The 17,873-nt window shown below is 71.5% G+C and carries 15 protein-coding genes; 7 read left to right on the top strand and 8 right to left on the bottom strand.

Translation table 11 applies throughout. The features are described 5' to 3' along the window. Nucleotides 1-152 precede the first annotated feature (152 nt). Nucleotides 153-284, bottom strand: coding sequence for a hypothetical protein (locus tag OG272_RS13550; RefSeq protein WP_327732399.1), 132 nt, complete (start codon nucleotides 282-284; stop codon nucleotides 153-155). Between the two features lie 271 nt (nucleotides 285-555). On the opposite strand from OG272_RS13550, the gene OG272_RS13545 reads away from it, so the two are divergent. From OG272_RS13545 to OG272_RS13535, 3 genes are all read left to right on the top strand, one after another. After that, nucleotides 556-1,749, top strand: a complete 1,194-nt coding sequence (locus OG272_RS13545; RefSeq protein WP_405893418.1) for an exo-alpha-sialidase — start codon at nucleotides 556-558, stop codon at nucleotides 1,747-1,749. Between the two features lie 67 nt (nucleotides 1,750-1,816). Beyond that, the gene (gene npdG, locus OG272_RS13540; RefSeq protein WP_327730073.1) at nucleotides 1,817-2,545 is read left to right on the top strand and encodes an NADPH-dependent F420 reductase; all 729 of its coding nucleotides are present in this window, start codon (nucleotides 1,817-1,819) and stop codon (nucleotides 2,543-2,545) included. A 93-nt stretch (nucleotides 2,546-2,638) separates the two neighbouring features. After that, a complete protein-coding gene (locus OG272_RS13535) occupies nucleotides 2,639-2,848 on the top strand; it encodes a hypothetical protein (RefSeq protein ID WP_328222838.1) in 210 nt (69 codons plus the stop codon). A 16-nt stretch (nucleotides 2,849-2,864) separates the two neighbouring features. Here the strand turns inward: OG272_RS13535 and OG272_RS13530 are convergent, their stop codons facing one another. Beyond that, nucleotides 2,865-3,665, bottom strand: coding sequence for a site-2 protease family protein (locus OG272_RS13530; protein WP_326583267.1), 801 nt, complete (start codon nucleotides 3,663-3,665; stop codon nucleotides 2,865-2,867). Between the two features lie 205 nt (nucleotides 3,666-3,870). Between OG272_RS13530 and OG272_RS13525 the strand changes: the two genes are divergently transcribed. After that, complete coding sequence (locus OG272_RS13525) at nucleotides 3,871-7,314, top strand: AfsR/SARP family transcriptional regulator (protein WP_405893415.1); 3,444 nt, start codon at nucleotides 3,871-3,873, stop codon at nucleotides 7,312-7,314. A 98-nt stretch (nucleotides 7,315-7,412) separates the two neighbouring features. Here OG272_RS13525 and OG272_RS13520 read toward each other — a convergent pair whose 3' ends face one another. From OG272_RS13520 to panB, 6 genes are all read right to left on the bottom strand, one after another. Next, a complete protein-coding gene (locus OG272_RS13520; RefSeq protein ID WP_327730076.1) occupies nucleotides 7,413-8,240 on the bottom strand; it encodes an ABC transporter permease in 828 nt (275 codons plus the stop codon). Beyond that, nucleotides 8,237-9,262 (bottom strand): ATP-binding cassette domain-containing protein, encoded by a 1,026-nt coding sequence (locus OG272_RS13515; protein ID WP_405893412.1) that lies wholly within the window; start codon nucleotides 9,260-9,262, stop codon nucleotides 8,237-8,239. The genes OG272_RS13520 and OG272_RS13515 overlap by 4 nt, the downstream gene beginning before the upstream one ends. Before the next feature lie 167 nt (nucleotides 9,263-9,429). Next, on the bottom strand, nucleotides 9,430-9,840 hold the full coding sequence (locus OG272_RS13510) for a hypothetical protein (RefSeq protein WP_326583272.1): 411 nt from the start codon (nucleotides 9,838-9,840) through the stop codon (nucleotides 9,430-9,432). Nucleotides 9,841-9,961: 121 nt separating this feature from the next. Then, entirely contained in the window at nucleotides 9,962-12,094 is a 2,133-nt protein-coding gene (locus OG272_RS13505; protein ID WP_405893410.1) for a zinc ribbon domain-containing protein, read from the bottom strand. Next, complete coding sequence (locus tag OG272_RS13500; RefSeq protein ID WP_405893408.1) at nucleotides 12,087-12,854, bottom strand: IS607 family transposase; 768 nt, start codon at nucleotides 12,852-12,854, stop codon at nucleotides 12,087-12,089. Before OG272_RS13500 ends, OG272_RS13505 begins: the two co-directional genes overlap by 8 nt. A gap of 306 nt (nucleotides 12,855-13,160) precedes the next feature. After that, a complete protein-coding gene (gene panB, locus OG272_RS13495; protein ID WP_326583273.1) occupies nucleotides 13,161-14,027 on the bottom strand; it encodes a 3-methyl-2-oxobutanoate hydroxymethyltransferase in 867 nt (288 codons plus the stop codon). Nucleotides 14,028-14,233: 206 nt separating this feature from the next. Between panB and OG272_RS13490 the strand changes: the two genes are divergently transcribed. From OG272_RS13490 to OG272_RS13480, 3 genes are all read left to right on the top strand, one after another. Next, nucleotides 14,234-15,811 (top strand): MFS transporter, encoded by a 1,578-nt coding sequence (locus OG272_RS13490; RefSeq protein ID WP_405893406.1) that lies wholly within the window; start codon nucleotides 14,234-14,236, stop codon nucleotides 15,809-15,811. Nucleotides 15,812-15,918: 107 nt separating this feature from the next. Further along, nucleotides 15,919-16,554, top strand: a complete 636-nt coding sequence (locus OG272_RS13485) for a TetR/AcrR family transcriptional regulator (protein WP_326583275.1) — start codon at nucleotides 15,919-15,921, stop codon at nucleotides 16,552-16,554. A gap of 183 nt (nucleotides 16,555-16,737) precedes the next feature. Then, nucleotides 16,738-17,787: an endonuclease/exonuclease/phosphatase family protein gene (locus tag OG272_RS13480; RefSeq protein WP_405893404.1), complete on the top strand. Its 1,050-nt coding sequence runs from the start codon at nucleotides 16,738-16,740 to the stop codon at nucleotides 17,785-17,787. The last annotated feature ends 86 nt before the right edge of the window (nucleotides 17,788-17,873 follow it).

Genomic DNA, 17,873 nt, shown 5'->3' with positions numbered 1-17,873 from the left:
CGCACATGAGATCCGGCCCGGCAGCCCTAGGGATCAATTCAAGCCACCTGGCCGAGGTGGCGCGATTCAATCACACTGTGCGCACACTTCCCACACGTAGGGATGATCATTAGTTGAATCACGGACAACTGTGGGGTGTGGCGGACCCAGGGTCACCAGTGGATGGGCGGCGGGGAGGCCAACTGGGCGGACAGACGGGAGAGGCGGTCCCGGAAACGGCGTCGCCCCTCCGCGCCGGCAGCGCGCTCCGTACCGACGAGCAGCAGCCCACCGCCGTACGACATCACGGATCCCCGCGACGCCCCCGCGAACCGTCGCTAGAAGGCCCAAGATCTTCATGGGCCTTCTAGGTCCCCAGCCACTCCGTCCCGGCGAGCACCTCACACAACAACGCGACCCGTACGGCATCCATGCGCCCGCATCCTGCCGCAACCGGACACTCGTGACCCGGTGTTCACCCCGAATTGGCCCGGGCCGGGCACGCAGGCCGAACAGCCACACCCACGTCACCGCACCGTCGCCCCCACGAGCCGCCCCCACCCCCAGGAGCCCCCCATGACCCCCACGCCCCAGTCCAGCGTCCCCTTCCACGCCGGCCGCGAGGGCTACGCCAGTTTCCGGATCCCGGCGGTCGTCGCCACCGCCACCGGCGGCCTGCTCGCTTTCTGCGAGGGCAGGGTCGGCGGGCGGGAGGACTTCGGGAACATCGACATCGTGGTGAAGCGGTCGACGGACGGAGGCCGGACGTGGGGCCCGCTCCAGGTCGCCGCCAAGAACGGTGACGCCCTCGCGGGGAACCCCGCCCCCGTCGTCCTCGACTCCGGCCGGATCCTGCTGGTCCACGTCCGCAACGCCGCCCTCGCCACGGAGGACGCCATCCGACGCGGCGCCGTGACCGCGGCGGACGGGCGCAGGGTGTGGGTGCGGCACAGCGACGACGAGGGGGCGACCTGGTCGAGCCCCAGGGAGATCACCGAACAGGCCAAGAAGCCCGAGTGGCGGTGGTACGCCACCACACCCGGCCACGCGCTCCAGCTCTCCACCGGCCGCGTCGTCGTCCCCGCCAACCACTCCCTCCCGCCCGCCGGCACGGACAACGGCACGGAGGGCAAGTACAACGGCGGACACTGCCTGCTGAGCGACGACCAGGGCACCACCTGGCGCATCGGGTACGTCGACGACAACACCGACGGCTACATCAACGCCAACGAGACCACCGCCACCGAACTCCCCGACGGCCGCGTCTACTTCAACACCCGCAACGACTCCCCGGCCCCCGGCACCCGCGCCGACGCCCACTCCGCCGACGGCGGCCGGAGCCTGGTCAAGCCGTTCCGGCCGCAGGCGGGCCTCGTCGGCCCGGTCGTCGAGGGCAGCGTCCTCCAGCTCCGCGACCCCGACCTGCTCCTCTACTCCGGTCCGGCCGACCCCGGCTTCCGCGCCCTGATGACCGTCCGCGCCAGCACCGACCACGGCGTCACCTGGCGCCCCGTCCACACCGTCGACGGCCTGCCCGCCGCGTACTCCGACCTCGTACGGGTCGACGAGGAGACCGTCGGACTGCTCTACGAGACGGGCGACTTCAGCGCGTACGAGACGATCACGTTCCGGCGGATCCCTCTCGCTGACCTCACCGGAGCCGGAACCGCAGCCGGAGCCGCCGCCGCCGACGCAGCCGGAGCCGGAGCCGGAGCCGGAGCCGGAGCCGGAACCGCCGCATCCGCAGCCGGAGCCGTCGTATCGCCGTGACCGCGCCGCCCCGTGACCGGGCTCACCTGACCGTCACCCTCGACGGGCGCGCACGTAAAGTCGGCCCATGACCTCTACTGACAGTGCACAGCAGCCCCCCGTGAAGGCCGCCGCGAAGGCCCCGGCCAAGGACCCCTGGGACCTGCCGGACGTGTCGGGGCTCGTCGTCGGCGTGCTCGGCGGCACCGGGCCGCAGGGCAAGGGCCTCGCCTACCGACTCGCCAAGGCCGGCCAGAAGGTGATCATCGGGTCGCGGGCCGCCGACCGTGCGCAGGGCGTCGCCGAGGAACTCGGACACGGCGTCGAGGGCGCCGACAACGCCGAGACCGCCCGCCGCAGCGACATCGTGATCGTCGCGGTGCCGTGGGACGGGCACGGCAAGACCCTCGAATCGCTGCGCGAAGAACTGGCCGGCAAGCTCGTCGTCGACTGCGTCAACCCGCTCGGCTTCGACAAGAAGGGCGCGTACGCGCTGAAGCCGGAGGAGGGCAGTGCCGCCGAGCAGGCCGCCGCCCTGCTGCCGGACTCGCGCGTCACCGCCGCCTTCCACCACCTCTCCGCCGTCCTCCTCGAAGACCCGGAGATCGAGGAGATCGACACGGATGTGATGGTCCTCGGCGAGGAGCGGGCCGACGTCGAGATCGTGCAGGCGCTGGCGGGCCGCATCCCCGGTATGCGCGGCATCTTCGCCGGCCGGCTGCGCAACGCCCACCAGGTCGAGTCCCTGGTCGCCAACCTGATCTCCGTCAACCGCCGCTACAAGGCACACGCGGGCATCCGCCTGACGGACGTGTAGCCCACGCCCGGCCGACGCACGGACGCCCCCGGGCATGGGGGACACTGGACGCCGTACCACCCCGTCCGAACGCCCTCCCAGGAGCCGACCCCCATGCCCCCCTTGCTCCCACCCGACCCGGCCCGGCGACTCGCCCTCTACGCCCTCATCGTCTGTCTCCTCGCCATCGCCGCGGCCGTGGTCTCCTTCAGCCGGGGCAGTTGGCTGGGCGTGGTGTGGGTGCTGATGGCCGGTCTGTCGTCCAACATGACCTGGTACTACGCGCGGAAGGCGAAGCTGGAGCGCCGGTCCGCCACCGGCTGAGCCACGCGGCCGTCCCTCACATCCCGGTGAGGCAGATGTCGCTGTCCGCGCGCCAGAAGCGGTAGAGCCAGTAGCCGCAGTCGGACAGCTGGTCCTCGATCCCCAGGCCCCGCATGAACGCGTCGATCACGTCCCAGAACACGCCGTTCACCGCCGGGATCCACAGCACCGCGAAGACGAGCAGCAGACCGAAGGGCGCGAGCGGCTCCACCTGACGGCGGATCTTGTACGACAGCCAGGGCTCGATGACGCCGTAGCCGTCCAGGCCGGGCACCGGCAGGAAGTTCAGGATCGCCGCCGTGACCTGGAGCATCGCGAGGAAGGCGAGGGCGAAGAGGAAGGCCGTCGGCACGCCGTCCGTGACGCCCAGCCAGAACGGCGCGGTGCAGACGGCCGCGAACAGGACGTTCGTCAGCGGGCCCGCCGCCGAGATCAGGCTGTGCTTCCAGCGGCCCTGGATACGGCCGCGCTCGATGAACACCGCGCCACCGGGCAGACCGATACCGCCCATGATCACGAACACGACGGGCAGCACGATGCTGAGCAGGGCGTGCGTGTACTTCAGCGGGTTGAGGGTCAGATAGCCCTTGGCGCCGATGGAGATGTCGCCGCTGTGCAGGGCGGTGCGGGCGTGCGCGTACTCGTGCAGACACAGCGAGACGATCCACGCCGAGGTCACGAACAGGAACACGGCCAGGCCGGGCTGCTCGGCGAACCCGGTCCACGTGGCCCATCCGGTGACCGCCATCACGGCCACGATCCCCAGGAAGACGGGGCTGATCCTCCGGTCACTCCGGCGGGACGCGGCGGTGGTCATGGGGCTCCTAGGACTCTGGGCGGACCGCCGACGCTGTGTCGGGGGCCCGTCTGGTGTGTGCCGACGGTGTGCCGACGCAGGGTCGATCACTTGATCGGACTGCCCGACGGTACCGGGCGTATGCCGAAAACGTCTCGCGATCCCCTCCTGGTTCCTAGGAAGGTGGGGACGAACGGTCGACGGTCGTACGGGAGCGTTCGACTCGATGTACCGGACACACGAAGCCGACCCCGACAGAGACAATGGTCCCGTGCGCTACCGCATCCTCGGCACCACCCAGGCACTGCAGGCCGACGGCCGCCCCGTCCCCGTCGGGGGCGCCCGGCTGCGCGCCCTGCTGACCGTGCTCGCTCTGCGGCCGGGGCGTACGGTGCCCGCGGCCGCGCTCGTCGACGAGGTGTGGGCCGACGATCCGCCCGCCGACGCGCTCGCCGCGCTGCAGGCGCTGGTCGGCCGACTGCGCAGGGCGCTGGGCCCGGACGCGGTCGAATCGGTGAACGGCGGCTATCGCCTCGCGGCCACCCCGGACGACGTCGACCTGCACCGCTTCGAACGCCTCGCGGACGAGGGCGCCCGCGCGCTCGCCGACGGCGACCCGGCCAAGGCCGCCGACGTCCTCGACGACGCGCTCGCCCTCTGGCAGGGCCCGCCGCTGGCCGACCTCCCCGACCGCGCCGCCGAGGCCGCCCGTTGGGAGACCCGCCGCCTCGACGCCCACCGCACCCGCCTCACCGCCGCGCTCGCCCTCGGCCGCCCCGACTCCGCCCTCCCCGACCTCATCGCCCTCTGCGACACCCACCCCCTCGACGAACCCCTCCAGTCCCTGCGCCTGCGCGCCCTCCGCGACACCGGCCGCTCCGCCGAGGCCCTCGCCGCCTACGAAGAGGTCCGCACCCTCCTGTCGGACCGCCTGGGCACGACCCCGGGCCCGGCCCTGCGCAGCATCCACGAAGACCTGCTGAACTCCGACGGGGCCGAGCCCCGTCAGGGGCGCGGGGAACTGCGCGACCAGCCCCCACCCACCCGCACGCAACCACTCACCCCATCCACCCCACGGGGTCGAAGGGGCAGCGCCCCCGGGGGAGGGACGGGGAGGGGCGGCGGGGGCGGGATACCCGACCCGAACCCCCACCCCACCCGCCCCCCGGGCAACCTCCGCGCCCGCCTCACCTCCTTCGTGGGCCGCGACACCGACATCGACACCATCCGCGACGACCTCACCACCACCCGCCTGGTGACGCTCCTGGGCCCGGGCGGCGCGGGCAAGACCCGCCTCTCCCAGGAGGCCGGCGAGGCAGTCGCCGAGGACATGCCGGACGGCGTCTGGCTCGCCGAACTCGCCCCCGTGGACGACCCGGCGAACGTGCCGGAGGCCGTCCTCACCGCCCTCGGCGCCCGCGAGACCGTCCTGCGGGGCGCCGGCGCCGACGAGATGCGCGTCGCGGCGGACCGCCAGGACGACCCGCTGGCCCGCCTGGCCGAACACTGCGCCGGACGCCGCATGCTGCTGATCCTCGACAACTGCGAACACGTCGTCGAGGCCGCCGCCCACCTCGCCGACCAGCTCCTCCAGCGGTGCCCCGCGCTGACCGTACTGGCCACCAGCCGCGAACCCCTCGGCGTACCGGGGGAGTTGCTGCGCCCGGTGGAACCGCTGACGGAACCCCACGCCCTGCGCCTGCTCGCCGACCGGGGAGCGGCCGCCCGGCCCGGGTTCACCGTCGCCGCCGACCCGGAGGCCGCCGCCGAGATCTGCCGCCGCCTCGACGGACTGCCGCTCGCCATCGAGCTGGCGGCGGCCCGGCTACGCATGTTGACGCCCCGTCAGATCGCCGACCGCCTCGACGACCGCTTCCGGCTGCTCACCTCCGGCAGCCGTACCGTCCTGCCCCGGCAGCAGACCCTGCGCGCGGTCGTCGACTGGTCCTGGGAGCTGCTCGACGAGGACGAACGGTACGTCCTGCGGCGGCTGTCGGTGTTCGCCGGCGGCTGCGACCTGGCCGCCGCCGAGGCCGTCTGCGGTCCCGCCGCGCTGGAGGCGATCGGCTCGCTCGTCGACAAGTCCCTCGTCGTGGCGGCCCCTTCGGCGGGTGCGGGCGGCGAGATGCGTTACCGGCTCCTGGAGACCGTCGTCGAGTACGCCGGCGAACGGCTCGACGAGACGGGCACCCGCCCCGCCGCCGCACGCGCGCACCTCACGTACTACCGCGAACTCGTCCGCGCCACCGACCCGTTGCTGCGCGGCTCCGGCCAGCGTGCCGCGATCGAGCTGCTGGAGCTGGAGTACGAGAACATCCGCACCGCCCTCCGACACGCCGTCGCCGAGCGGGACGAGCAGGAGGCGCTCTGCCTGACGATGTCGTTGTGCTGGTACTGGCAGATGCGCGATCTGAAGACCGAGGCCCGCCACTGGTCCGCCCAGGTCAAGGAACTCGGGCCGGACCCCTTCACCGCGCCCGCCCGCCCCGTCCCGGACCTGCGCGGACGCGCCGTCGACAGTCCGCCGCCGATGAGTCCGGACGTCCTCGACGAGGCCCGGCGCGGGGTGCACCTGGTCCATCTGGCCTGCATGGACATGGAGTTGCCCGCCTGGGAGGCCCCCGAGGGCCAGGAGAAGCTGCGGATCATCAGCGCGACCTACCGCCCGGGCCAGCCGCAGACCTGCCGCTTCCCCGGCTTCATGTGGTTCTACGCCGTCCTGCTGACCGGCGACATGGGCCGGCTGCGCGCCATCCTCGACGCCAACATCCGCACCTGCCGCGAGCTCGGTTACACCTGGGAGCTGGCGCAGAACCTGCAGATGCGGGCCAACATCCTCGCCAACCGCAGCGACTGGGCGGGCGACGCCGCCACGGACGCCGACGAGTCGCTGGAGCTCTTCGACCGGCTGGGGGACGCCTGGGGCGCCGCCGAGGCGCTCTCGGCGCGTGGCGAGTCCCTGGAACGCCGGGGCGAGTTCGCGCTCGCCGCCGCGGACTTCGAGCGGGCCATCGCGTACGCCGAACGGCTCGGCGCCCATGCCCAGTTGGGGATGCTCGGCGTCCGGCTCGGCAGTGTGTACATCGAGGGCGGCGACGCGGAGCGCGGCGAGAGGATGCTGTTCGACGTGTTGGAGGCCGGGCGTCGCGCCGCCCGCGAGGCGGTGCCCGCCGCCCGCCTCTTCCTCGCGGTCCGGCTCGGCCGCAGCGGGCGCCAGGCCGAGGCCCGGGAGCAGCTGACGCTGCTGCGCGAGGACTTCCACGCCGCCGACTTCGTGCTCTTCGCCGGGTTCGTCATCGGTGTCGAGGGCTGGCTGGAGGGGATCGACGGACACCACGAGAAGGCGCTGCGGCTGATGCGCCGGGCGCTGAAACGGAGCCTGGACCGGCTGTCCCGGATGGTCGCGCCCCACATGACCGCCATCCATCTCGTGACCGCCGTCATCTCCGTCGCGGGTGTCGACGGCGGCTCACGCGCCCGGGAGGCGGCCCAACTCCTCGGCGCCGCCGACGCGCTGCTGCCGCCCGGTCACTTCTCCAGCCCGATGGAGGTCGAGGCCCGCGCCAAGGCCGAGGCGGTGACCCGGGCCCGGCTGGACGACGCGGCCTACGCCACCGCGTACGCCGAGGGCGGCGCCCTCACCCTGGAGGAGGCCGTCGCCCTCGTCTGACCTGACCTGACCTGACCTCCGACGACGTCGGCGTACGAGTTACGCGTGACTCGTACGACGTACGAGTTACGACGTACGAATTGCGACGTCGTCCGAGGTCAGCTCTTCGTCTTGAACTTGTGGATCGCGATCGGTGCCATCACCGCCGTCAGCGCCACCGACCAGCCGAGCGTGACGAACAGGTCGTGGGCGATCGGTCCGCCCGTCATCAGCCCGCGCGCGGTGTCCGCGAGGGCCGACAGCGGGTTGTAGTCGGTGAAGGCCTGCAGCCAGCCCGGCATGGACTGGGTCGGCGCGAAGATCGACGAGCCGAACTGTAGCGGGAACAGCACCAGGAAGCCCATCGCCTGCACGGACTGCGCGTTCTTCAACGTCACGCCCAGCACCAGGAAGATCCACATCAGGGACGAGCCGAAGACGGTGGCCAGGCCCACCGCGCCGAGCAGCCCCGGCCAGTTGGTGATGTCGAATCCGATGAGGACACCGACGGTCAGCAGGATGGTCGTGGCGACCAGCATGCGCAGCAGCTCGACGGAGATCTTCGCGAGCAGCACCGAGGACCGGCCGATGGGCAGGGACCGGAAGCGGTCCATGATGCCCTTCTGGAAGTCCTCGTTGAACCCCGTGCCGACGCCCATGGCCATGTTCATGCACGTCATCGCCATCAGTCCCGGCACCACGTACTGCACGTACTCCTCCTGGCCGCCGCCCAGCGCCTGCCCGATGGAGCCGCCGAAGACGTACACGAAGAGGAGGGTGAACACGATCGGCATGAGGACCGCGTCGAACATCGACTCGGGGTCCTGCCGGATCCACAGCAGGTTGCGCCGGACGAGCGCGCCGGTGTGCCGGGCATGGGCCCGCAGCCCGATCCGGCCGTCGGGCCGACCGGTCTCGCCGGTCGTGGGAAGGGTTGCGGCGCTCATACGGCGACCTCCTCGTGGGCGGGGGCCGAGGTCGTGCCCTGCGGCGCGCCGGCCTTGTGACCGGTGAGGGACAGGAACACCTCGTCCAGGCTGGGCAGTTCGGTGCTGATCGAGGCGATGGTGACCCCGCGCGCGGTGAGCACGCCGACGACCGCGGTCAGCTGCTCGTCGCTGAGGATCGGCACGAGCAGGGTGCCGGTTTCGGGGTCCACGGTGGTCGTGGCGAGCCCGGTGATGCCCAGGCCGTCGAGATCCTCGGCCAGCGGCCGCAGATGCGCCGGGTCGGCCGGCCGGACCCGGAGCGTACGCCCGCCGACCTGGGCCTTCAGCTCCTCGATACGGCCGCCCGCGATGACCTTCCCCCGGTCGATCACGGTCAGCTCCGAGGCCAGCTGCTCGGCCTCCTCCATGTACTGCGTGGTCAGCAGCACGGTCACGCCGTCGCCGACCAGGCGCTTCACCTCGGTCCACACCTCGTTGCGCGTCCGCGGGTCGAGGCCGGTCGTCGGCTCGTCCAGGTACAGCACGGCCGGGCTTCCGATCATGGACGCGGCCAGGTCGAGCCGCCGCCGCATACCGCCGGAGTACGTCGCCGCCGGGCGCCGGGCGGCCTCGGTCAGCGAGAACCGCTCCAGCAGACCGGTGGCCCGGTTCTTCGCCTCCTTCCGGGGCAGGTCGAGCAGCCGGCCGATCATGTACAGGTTCTCGAAGCCGGACAGCTTCTCGTCCACGGACGCGTACTGTCCCGTCAGCCCGATCACCCGGCGGAGCTGCCGCGGCTGCCGTACGACGTCATAGCCGGCCACGGTCGCGTGCCCCGCGTCCGGCGTGATCAGCGTGGACAGGCACCGTACGAGGGTCGTCTTGCCCGCCCCGTTCGGGCCGAGCACGCCCATCACCGTGCCCTCACGCACATCGAGGTCGACACCGTCCAGCGCCCTGGTCTCGCCGTAGTGCTTGACCAGCCCCCGCACGGTGACAGCGCCCTTCGTGCCGCTGGCTTCCTTGTCGATTCGTGTCATGCGGATGACGGTGTCAGGGCCCACCGACAAACCACCGACAGCCCACCTGCACGGCCGACATCGCACCGACATCCCACCGACGTGCCGCTCGACGCACCGCACGAGAACGCGAAACCGGTGCCCGGCGTGCCGCCTAGGCGGCACGCCGGACCGGCGCGGGCGGCGTGTCAGTCGGCCGTGTAGGCCGTGACGGAGCGGCTGCTCTCGAACGCGTACCTGTACTTCACGTTGTCGTTCACGTCGGTCGCGATGACCGCCCATCGGTCGAGGGTGGCCAGCCTGAAGCTGGCCTGGCAGTAGTTGAGGGTGTTGTCGCTGCGGTAGAAGCACACCTTGACTTCGCGAGTGGAGTCACTGGGGCTGTTGGTGATCTTCAGGTTGATGTCCTGGCAGGCCGACGAGGTCGTGAACATCTGGCTCACCGTGTGGTCGATGAGCTTGGTGAACTGCACCGCCCCGCCGTAGCAGGTCGCCGCGCTCGCCGGACTGCCGGTGGCGAGGCCGAGGCCGACGCCGGAGACGAGCAGTGCGGCGGCGAAGGCACCGGCTTTGGCGCGGGTGGCGATGGATCGCTTCATGGATGGGTCCCCCTGTGGATGTCGTCGTCGACGTGAACCGCGCGGACCCGTGCCGTGCCGCGGGCGGCGGGTACGGGGCGCGGCTCAAGCCTGGCAGGGACCGAGGTGTGAGGGAGCGTCTCTAGAACTCTGTGTGTGCCTGTGGTTTCCAGGCTTTTCGGGCGCGGCGTGGCCGTGTGCGGTTGCCGTCCGGTGGTCCGAACCTCGGGGTGAGGGGGTGGACTTCGGTGGCGTGCAGGTGGTGGAAGCCGGTCCGCTGGGCGGCGCGGGTGCGTCGTCGACAGGTTCTGCGTGAGAGCCGCACCCGGCCGGATCGTGGAAGGTCTTCCTCGGTTCGGTGGGGTGCGGGTACTCCATGACCTGGCACCGGCCCGGGTGTGGCGGCTGGTGTCGTGGTGTCATGCCCCGCCGGACGCTGGACTGCCCCCGGGGTGGGGGTGGTGGCGGGGACCGTACGCACATCGGGCGTACGGCGGGAAGTCGTGTGGGCGGGGCCGGGGCCTGTGGCAGCGTGGCGAGGGCTCGGCCTGGCAGGGGTGGGGCGTCCCTTGCCCGGGGTGGTTTTCGGCCCGCGGGGGCGGGGCGGGGCCGTTTGCGCGTGGCGCTGTCGGTGCAGGCGGCGGGTGGTCTTCTTCGGACGCCGGACCATGGTCACGGTGCCCTCGATGGTGGTGCGGATGGTCCGGGTGCCTGTGGTGCGGTCGGTGGTGGTGTGGGTTTGGGCGAGCAGGCCGCGGGAGACGATGCGTCGGGCGGCGGCGTGGTCGCGGTCCATGGACAGCCCGCACCCGGTGCAGTGCGCCCACTTCCAGCCCCGCTCACCGAGTCGGTCGGGGGCCGGGTGGTGGGTGAGTGTGGTCAGGCAGCCGGGGCAGAGTTTGGAGGTGCCCCGGGCGGGAACGGTGACCACCGCGATCCCGGCCTTCGCGCCCAGGTGCCGGATTGCCTGGGCGACAGCGCCGCGGACCTGCCCGGACAGGCGGGCGTTGCCCTTGCGGTGGCCGCGGGCTTCCAGGGTGGCGAGATCCTCCAGGTAGATGACGCTCGCGCCGAGCGCGGCGGCCTGGTCGACGGCCCAGCGGGCCGCCGCCCGGGCCAGCGCGGCGTTCAGCTGCCGGATCCGGGCACACACCCGGACATGTTCCGCCTGAAGTGCCCGGGCCCGCTCCAGGTGTCCGCCCCAGGCCAGGTGCGGGGAGCCGAGCCCGTCGGCCAGCGCCCGGTAGTGGTCGCGCTTGGCCGCGAGACGCTCGCGCACACCGCGCAGCCGGTGCAGAGCGGTGCTGATCACCGTGGCGTCAAAGACCAGGGGACGGCCGTCGGTGACGACCCGGGAGGTCTGCCCTTTCCCGGCCAGGCGGCCGAGTGTGCCGGTGAGGAGGGTGTTGACACCCCAGTCGAAACCGACCGCCCCCCGATGCCCGGTCGGCTTGGTGGCCGGGGTGGGCCGTGAGTGCGGCAGGTCGACGGCGATCCTCCCGGCCGGGGTGGGGCGCAGGGTCGGGGTGTGCAGCACCGCATCAGGCGCGACGGTACCGGGCAGCCGGATGTCGAGCATGTGCCAGGCCCAGTCACGCCCCGTGGCGGGGGCGGCCCGCAGGGGGAGTTTGACCCGCAGCCGGGCGGTGGCCGCATCCACCCGGGTCAGGGTGACCTGCTGGCGGTCCATCGCGGCCAGGAGTACCTGGCCGGCCACCTGTGGCGGGCCCTCCAGGGCGCACAGCCCGGCGGGCAGCTGCCCGTGCTCGGCCACGTGGGCGCGGATCTGGCGGGTGCGGTTGCGGATTTCGGCACCCGTCACCCCGGCGGGCAGTACCGCCCTCAGGGCCGTCCACTCCGCCACGGTGCGCCGCCGGGGATCGGCGGGCCAGGCGGCCAGGACGGCGGCCACGATGCTGCGCCGGTGCAGGGCCAGACGCAGGGTGCGCGCGGCGTACTCCTGAGCGCCCCGCCGCACCCGGTCCGGGACATACACCCCCGCCGGGAGCACAACATCCTGCGGCCAGTTCAAGCGACGCAGCGCCATCCAGCCCTTGGACGGCAACGCCTGACCCTGCCCGTCCACCCCCGCAGCCAGCACGTCAAAGGAATCCTCGTCCCACCGCGCGGCCACCAGAGCACCCGTCAGCTCCCGGCTCAACTCGGCCAGAAAACCCACCCGTTCCAGCAGCACCCGCTGCCCGACCCGCTCACCCGTGGCCTCCAGCACCCCCGAGAAGGCGGTACATGTCGCCGTCGCCATCAACCTAGCCACGCACCTCACCCGCAACACCGGCTCCCGCTCCCGCTCCCGCTCCCGCTCCGGCTCCCGCTCCGGCTCCGGCTCCGGCTCCCGCTCCGGCTCCGGCTCCGGCTCCGGCTCCGGCTCCGGCTCCGGCTCCGGCTCCGGCTCCGGCTCCGAGGACAGGCTGCTTCATGCGGCGCCCGGCTTCGTCCAGAAGCCGTCGACGCGCCTCACGCGAGCGCATCCCGTACATGCGGCCGGCGAAGGTGGCCACCAGCGACATGAAATCGTCCAGCAGTTCCTCCATCCCCCCGGCCGCTCCCTTGGAATGCAACACCTCGACCGTAACGCGGTGATGAGCCAGAACCTGGATCAACCAGCCCGCACCGAACCGGGCCAACCGGTCCCCGTGCGTGACCCGCACATGGGTGAACTCCCCCTTCGCGGCCCGTTTCACCAGCCGGTCAAGCCCCGGCCGTGACTCCCGCAGCCCCGAAGCACGGTCTTTGAAGACCGCGACCACCACCCCCGAAGCGGTTGCCCGCAGTTCGGCCTCCTGCGCGGCCAGCGAAGACTCCTGCCCGCTGCTGCCCGAAACCCGCACATACAGAGCCTCACGCCGCCCGGCCGTATCCGGGCAGCCGGTCAGAGCGTCCAACGCCTCACTGGAGAAGCGCCGTTCACGCCCCACCCACACCACCGCAACCCTGCCCTCGTTGGCCCATAGCCGCAGCGTGCCCGGATGCACACCCACCCGCCGCGCAGCCACCGCCAACCGAAGAAGTTCCATGCCGAGGAACCTACGGCCCCACACACACCCACCACCCCAAACCGGCACGACATCGCACCATCGCTGGAAGCAGGGGGGAATCACCCACAGATCCATACACGCTCTGCTATGCAGCATCCACAAGGATCCCTAAGCAAAAACCCCGACAGTTGAAGACCCTGCGACTCTTGAGGTTGACTTCCGTGCTCGCCCGGCCCCGAGGCGCGCGACCGGCACGAAGCAGCCCGCCGACGGGGGAAGATCGGCGGGCTGCTGTGGTACCGCAGTGGCTCTGTGGCCGTCGGGCCCTTCCTGGGCCGGCGGGCATCAGTGAACGGAGTGCTCCTCCGTCGGGAACGTCCCGCCCACGACGTCCTCCGCGAACGCCTTCGCCGCGTCACCCATGACCGTACGCAGATCGGCGTACTGCTTCACGAACTTCGGCATCCGCCCGCCGGTCAGCCCCAGCATGTCGGTCCACACGAGGACCTGCGCGTCGGTCTCCGCGCCCGCACCGATGCCCACGGTCGGGATGTGGAGCACCCGCGTGACCTCCGCCGCCAGCTCCGCCGGAACCAGCTCCAGGACGACCGCGAACGCGCCCGCGTCCTGGACGGCCTTGGCGTCGCGCAGCAGCTGCTGCGCGGCCTCCTCGCCCCGGCCCTGTACGCGGTAGCCCATCGCGTTGACGGACTGCGGGGTGAGGCCGATGTGGGCCATGACCGGGATGCCGGACTCGACCAGCAGCTCGATCTGGCGGTGCGACCGCTCGCCGCCCTCCAGCTTGACCGCGCCGACCCCGGCCTCCTTGACCAGCCGGGTCGCCGAGCGCAGCGCCTGCACCGGGCCCTCCTGGTAGGAGCCGAAGGGCAGGTCGCCGACGATCAGGGCGCGGCTGGTGCCCCGTACGACGGCCGCGGACAGCATGGTCATCTCGTCGAGGGTGACGGGCACGGTCGACTCGTACCCGAGGTGGCAGTTGCCCGCGGAGTCGCCGACGAGCATGACCGGGATGCCGGCCTCGTCGAAGACGGACGCGGTCATCGCGTCGTACGCGGTGAGCATGGGCCACTTCTCGCCGCGCTCCTTGGCGAGGGCGATGTCCCGGACGGTGATACGGCGCGTGCCCTTGCCCCCGTACAGCGCCTTGCTGCCGTCGGAGGGCTTCGTCTGGGCAGCCGAAAGCTGCGTCATCGCTACAGCTCCTTCATGTCATCTCGAGGCACCCTGACGGTGTCCCCGGACCACTCCCATGGTGGCACCTCGGTCCAGAGAGGGCTAGGGGAGGTCGATGTGACCGTTCCGGCATGCGGTGCGTGCCGACTTGCGCTGCGTAAGAGCCGGGTAAAAGATTTACGATACGAGACGGTCCCGTATCGAAATAGGTCTAGGCTCACGACATGACTACCGCAGTCCCTGACTCCCGAATACCGGCGGCGGTGCATCGGCGCCGCTGGGCGATCCTCGGTGTGCTGATGCTGAGCCTGCTGATCGTGGTGCTCGACAACTCGATCCTCAACGTCGCCATCAAGACCATCTCCACCCCGGCGCCCACCGGCCTCGGCGCCACCCAGAGCGAGCTGGAGTGGGCGATCAACGCCTACACGCTCGTCTTCGCGGGGCTGCTGTTCTCCGCGGGCCTCCTCGGCGACCGCCTCGGCCGCAAGAAGGTCCTGCTCGGCGGGCTCGTCGTGTTCGGTGTCGGCTCGGCCCTCGCCGCCATGTCGGGCTCCCCGGCCGAGCTGATCGTCTTCCGCGCGGTGATGGGCCTCGGTGCCGCCTTCGTGATGCCCGCCACCCTCGCCGTCCTCATGAACGTCTTCGAGCGCGACGAACAGCCGAAGGCCATCGGCATCTGGGCGGGCGGCGTCGGCCTCGCCATCGCCATCGGCCCGATCACCGGCGGCCTCCTCCTCGACCACTTCTGGTGGGGCTCGGTCTTCCTGATCAACGTCCCGATCGTCGTCCTCGCGCTCGGCCTGATGATGTGGCTGGTGCCCGACTCGCGCGACCCCCACCCCGGCCGCATCGACCCCGTCGGCGTCGTGCTCTCCGTCGTCGGCCTCGTGCTCCTCGTCTACGGCATCATCCGCGGCGGCCAGCTCGCCGACTTCACCGACGTCACCGTCCTCGGGACCATCGCGGCCGGGCTCGCGGTCCTCGCCGCCTTCGTGGTCTTCGAGAAGCGCAGCGACCACCCCTCCATCGACATGACGTTCTTCAAGAACAAGGTCTTCTCGACCGCCATCGGCGTCATCGGTCTGGTCTTCTTCGCACTGATGGGCGTGACCTTCTTCTCCGTCTTCTACACCCAGACCGTACGCGGCTACTCCCCGCTCCAGACCGGCCTGTTGATGCTGCCGCTGGCCGTCGCGCAAATCGTCTTCGCGCCGCGCGCCCGCCTCGTCGTCGACCGCTTCGGCAACAGCGCGGTGTGCACGGCGGGCATGGTGCTGATCGCCGGAATGCTGGCCGCGTTCGCCGTACTGGACGCGGACACGCCGATCTGGATCCTCGAAGTGATCTTCTTCTTCATGGGCATGGGCATGGCGCACGTGATGACCCCGCTGAGCGTCGTCATCATGCAGGCGCTGCCCCGCGAGAAGGCCGGCTCCGCGTCCGCCCTCAGCAACACCTTCCGCCAGGTCGGCGGCGCCCTCGGTATCGCCGTCCTCGGCTCGGTGCTCTCCACCGCCTACCGGAGCGGCATCGAGGACAAGTTGCCCGCCGGCGCCCCGCACGCCGCCGCCGAGTCCATCGAGGCCACCCTCGGCCTCGCCGCCCGCCTCGGCGAACGGGGCGAGGCCCTGGTCGGCCCGGCCCACGACGCCTTCCTGCACGCCATGCACGTGACCGCCCTGTGCGGGGCCGGCATCGCCCTGATCGGCGCGGTGGCCATGGCGGTGTTCCTGCCGGGACGGCAGAAGGGCGGTCACGAGGGCAAGGAGGAAACGGAGTTGGCGGTCGCCGACCACTGACCGGCGCCCGCGTACGGCACCCCACTGCCGTACGCGGGAGAGAATCACCCCGGACACCGGAGCACGACAGCGCCGGACACCGGAGAACGACAGAGACGGAGTCGACCTTGAGCCTCGCCGAGAGCCACGCCGGAGACGGGCGGGTACGGGACGGGAGTCCCGTGCGCGGACGGCCCCGCAGCGAGGCCGTGGAGCGGTCCATCGTCGAGGGCGTGATGAAACTCCTCGAAGAGGGCGTGCCGCTCTCGGAGTTGTCGATCGAACGGGTGGCCCGCACCGCCGGCGTCGGCAAGGCGACCATCTACCGCCGCTGGAGCGGCAAGGAGGCGCTCTTCGTCGACGTACTGCGCGCCGCGGAGCCCCCGGACCCCGAACTGCCCGGCACCTCGATGCGCGACGACCTGGTCGTCCTCATGGAGGCGGCACGCCGACGCGGGCTGCTCAACCGGCCGTCGGCGATCCTGCACAACGTCATCGCCCAGATGAAGAGCAGCCCCAAGATCTGGGACGCCTACCACGCGGACGTCGTCGCCCCCCGCCGCCGGGCCCTCGCCGAAGTCCTGCGCCGAGGCCGGGACAACGGCGAACTCCGCGCCGACGTGGACATCGACCTCGCCGGCGACCTGGTCTTCGGCCCCATGCTCGTCCGCACCGTCATGCGCCCGGACGCCTCCCTCCCCGAGGATCTCGCGGAGACCATCGTCGACACCGTGCTCGAAGGTCTTCGTCCTCCTGCGAAGTGAGTCACAGCGATGTGCGCGTTTCGTTACAGACGTCGGGACCTGTCCGCCGGTTCGGAACTCCGAACAGCGGGTTGTTCGTCCTCGTGCCCGTACGGCCGCCATGTGGCGGCAGGATCGACGGCGATCATCCCCTAGGGTCTTTAGGCGCGGGGGACGAAGCGCACGGCAGTTTGTGAGGACGGTATGGCGCAGGCGTACATGACGGAGACGGGCGGCGGCGGCATGGGTCAGGGCCGCGAACAATCCCGGCTTCGGCGCCTGCTGAGCCGTCTCTTCGGCGGCTGGAGAGGGGACCGGCGGATCTGGCGGCGCGGCATCGTCCTCGCCGTCCTCGCGGTCCTCGTCGCCCTGTTGATGGTGCTGCACGCCCAAGTCCCGAACGCCGTCGGCAACCTCGGCAGCCTGACCGAGACGTTCCTGCCCTGGCTGGGCGTCGCCATCCCGCTGCTGCTCGTCCTCGCGCTGGTCCGCAGGTCGGCGACCGCGCTCATCGCGCTGCTGGTGCCCACGGTCGTCTGGCTGAACATCTTCGGCGGACTGGTCACCAGCAAGACCGGCGGCGGCGGTGACTTCACCGTCGTCACCCACAACGTGAACGCGGACAACGCCGACCCGTCCGGCACGGCCGGCGAGGTCGCCGCGTCCGGCGCGGACGTGGTGGCGCTGGAGGAACTGACCGAGAGCGCGATGCCGGTGTACGAGAAGGCCCTGGCCGCGACGTACCCGTACCACGAGGTCGTCGGCACCGTCGGGCTGTGGAGCAAGTACCGGATGAGCGACACCAAGCCCGTCGACATCAAGCTCGGCTGGGAGCGCGCGATGCGCTCGACGGTGGCCTCGCCGGACGGGCCGGTCGCCGTGTACGTCGCCCATCTGCCCTCGGTGCGGGTGAAGCTGGAGGCCGGGTTCACCGCCCGCCAGCGCGACAAGAGCGCCAACGCCCTCGGCGAGGCCATCGCCGACGAGCCGATCGAGCAGGTCGCCCTCCTCGGCGACCTCAACGGCACGATGAACGACCGCGCCCTGAACGCCGTCACCGCCCAGATGCGCTCCACCCAGGGCGCCGCGGGCAGCGGCTTCGGCTTCAGCTGGCCCGCGACGTTCCCGTTGGCACGGATCGACCAGATCATGGTCCGGGGCATGGAGCCGACGGCCTCGTGGACCCTGCCGGAGACGGGCAGCGACCATCTTCCGGTGGCGGCGCGGGTGACGATCGACACGTCCGGGGGCTGACGGAGCTGGTGGGACGGTCGGGGGCGCGGAGGGAATAGGGCCCGGGTTCGAGTTTGTTCCGTCAGTGAACATACGATGGAACCGAA

This window comes from Streptomyces sp. NBC_00104 (assembly GCF_045160825.1).
GTDB lineage: Bacteria > Actinomycetota > Actinomycetes > Streptomycetales > Streptomycetaceae > Streptomyces.
This window is presented reverse-complemented; position numbering and strand designations above follow the sequence as displayed.

Coding starts and splice junctions, on each gene's coding strand:
- OG272_RS13550 (WP_327732399.1), bottom strand. CDS start 284: ATGTCGTACGGCGGTGGGCTGCTGCTCGTCGGTACGGAGCGCGCTGCC.
- OG272_RS13545 (WP_405893418.1), top strand. CDS start 556: ATGACCCCCACGCCCCAGTCCAGCGTCCCCTTCCACGCCGGCCGCGAG.
- npdG (WP_327730073.1), top strand. CDS start 1,817: ATGACCTCTACTGACAGTGCACAGCAGCCCCCCGTGAAGGCCGCCGCG.
- OG272_RS13535 (WP_328222838.1), top strand. CDS start 2,639: ATGCCCCCCTTGCTCCCACCCGACCCGGCCCGGCGACTCGCCCTCTAC.
- OG272_RS13530 (WP_326583267.1), bottom strand. CDS start 3,665: ATGACCACCGCCGCGTCCCGCCGGAGTGACCGGAGGATCAGCCCCGTC.
- OG272_RS13525 (WP_405893415.1), top strand. CDS start 3,871: ATGTACCGGACACACGAAGCCGACCCCGACAGAGACAATGGTCCCGTG.
- OG272_RS13520 (WP_327730076.1), bottom strand. CDS start 8,240: ATGAGCGCCGCAACCCTTCCCACGACCGGCGAGACCGGTCGGCCCGAC.
- OG272_RS13515 (WP_405893412.1), bottom strand. CDS start 9,262: ATGACACGAATCGACAAGGAAGCCAGCGGCACGAAGGGCGCTGTCACC.
- OG272_RS13510 (WP_326583272.1), bottom strand. CDS start 9,840: ATGAAGCGATCCATCGCCACCCGCGCCAAAGCCGGTGCCTTCGCCGCC.
- OG272_RS13500 (WP_405893408.1), bottom strand. CDS start 12,854: ATGGAACTTCTTCGGTTGGCGGTGGCTGCGCGGCGGGTGGGTGTGCAT.
- panB (WP_326583273.1), bottom strand. CDS start 14,027: ATGACGCAGCTTTCGGCTGCCCAGACGAAGCCCTCCGACGGCAGCAAG.
- OG272_RS13490 (WP_405893406.1), top strand. CDS start 14,234: ATGACTACCGCAGTCCCTGACTCCCGAATACCGGCGGCGGTGCATCGG.
- OG272_RS13480 (WP_405893404.1), top strand. CDS start 16,738: ATGGCGCAGGCGTACATGACGGAGACGGGCGGCGGCGGCATGGGTCAG.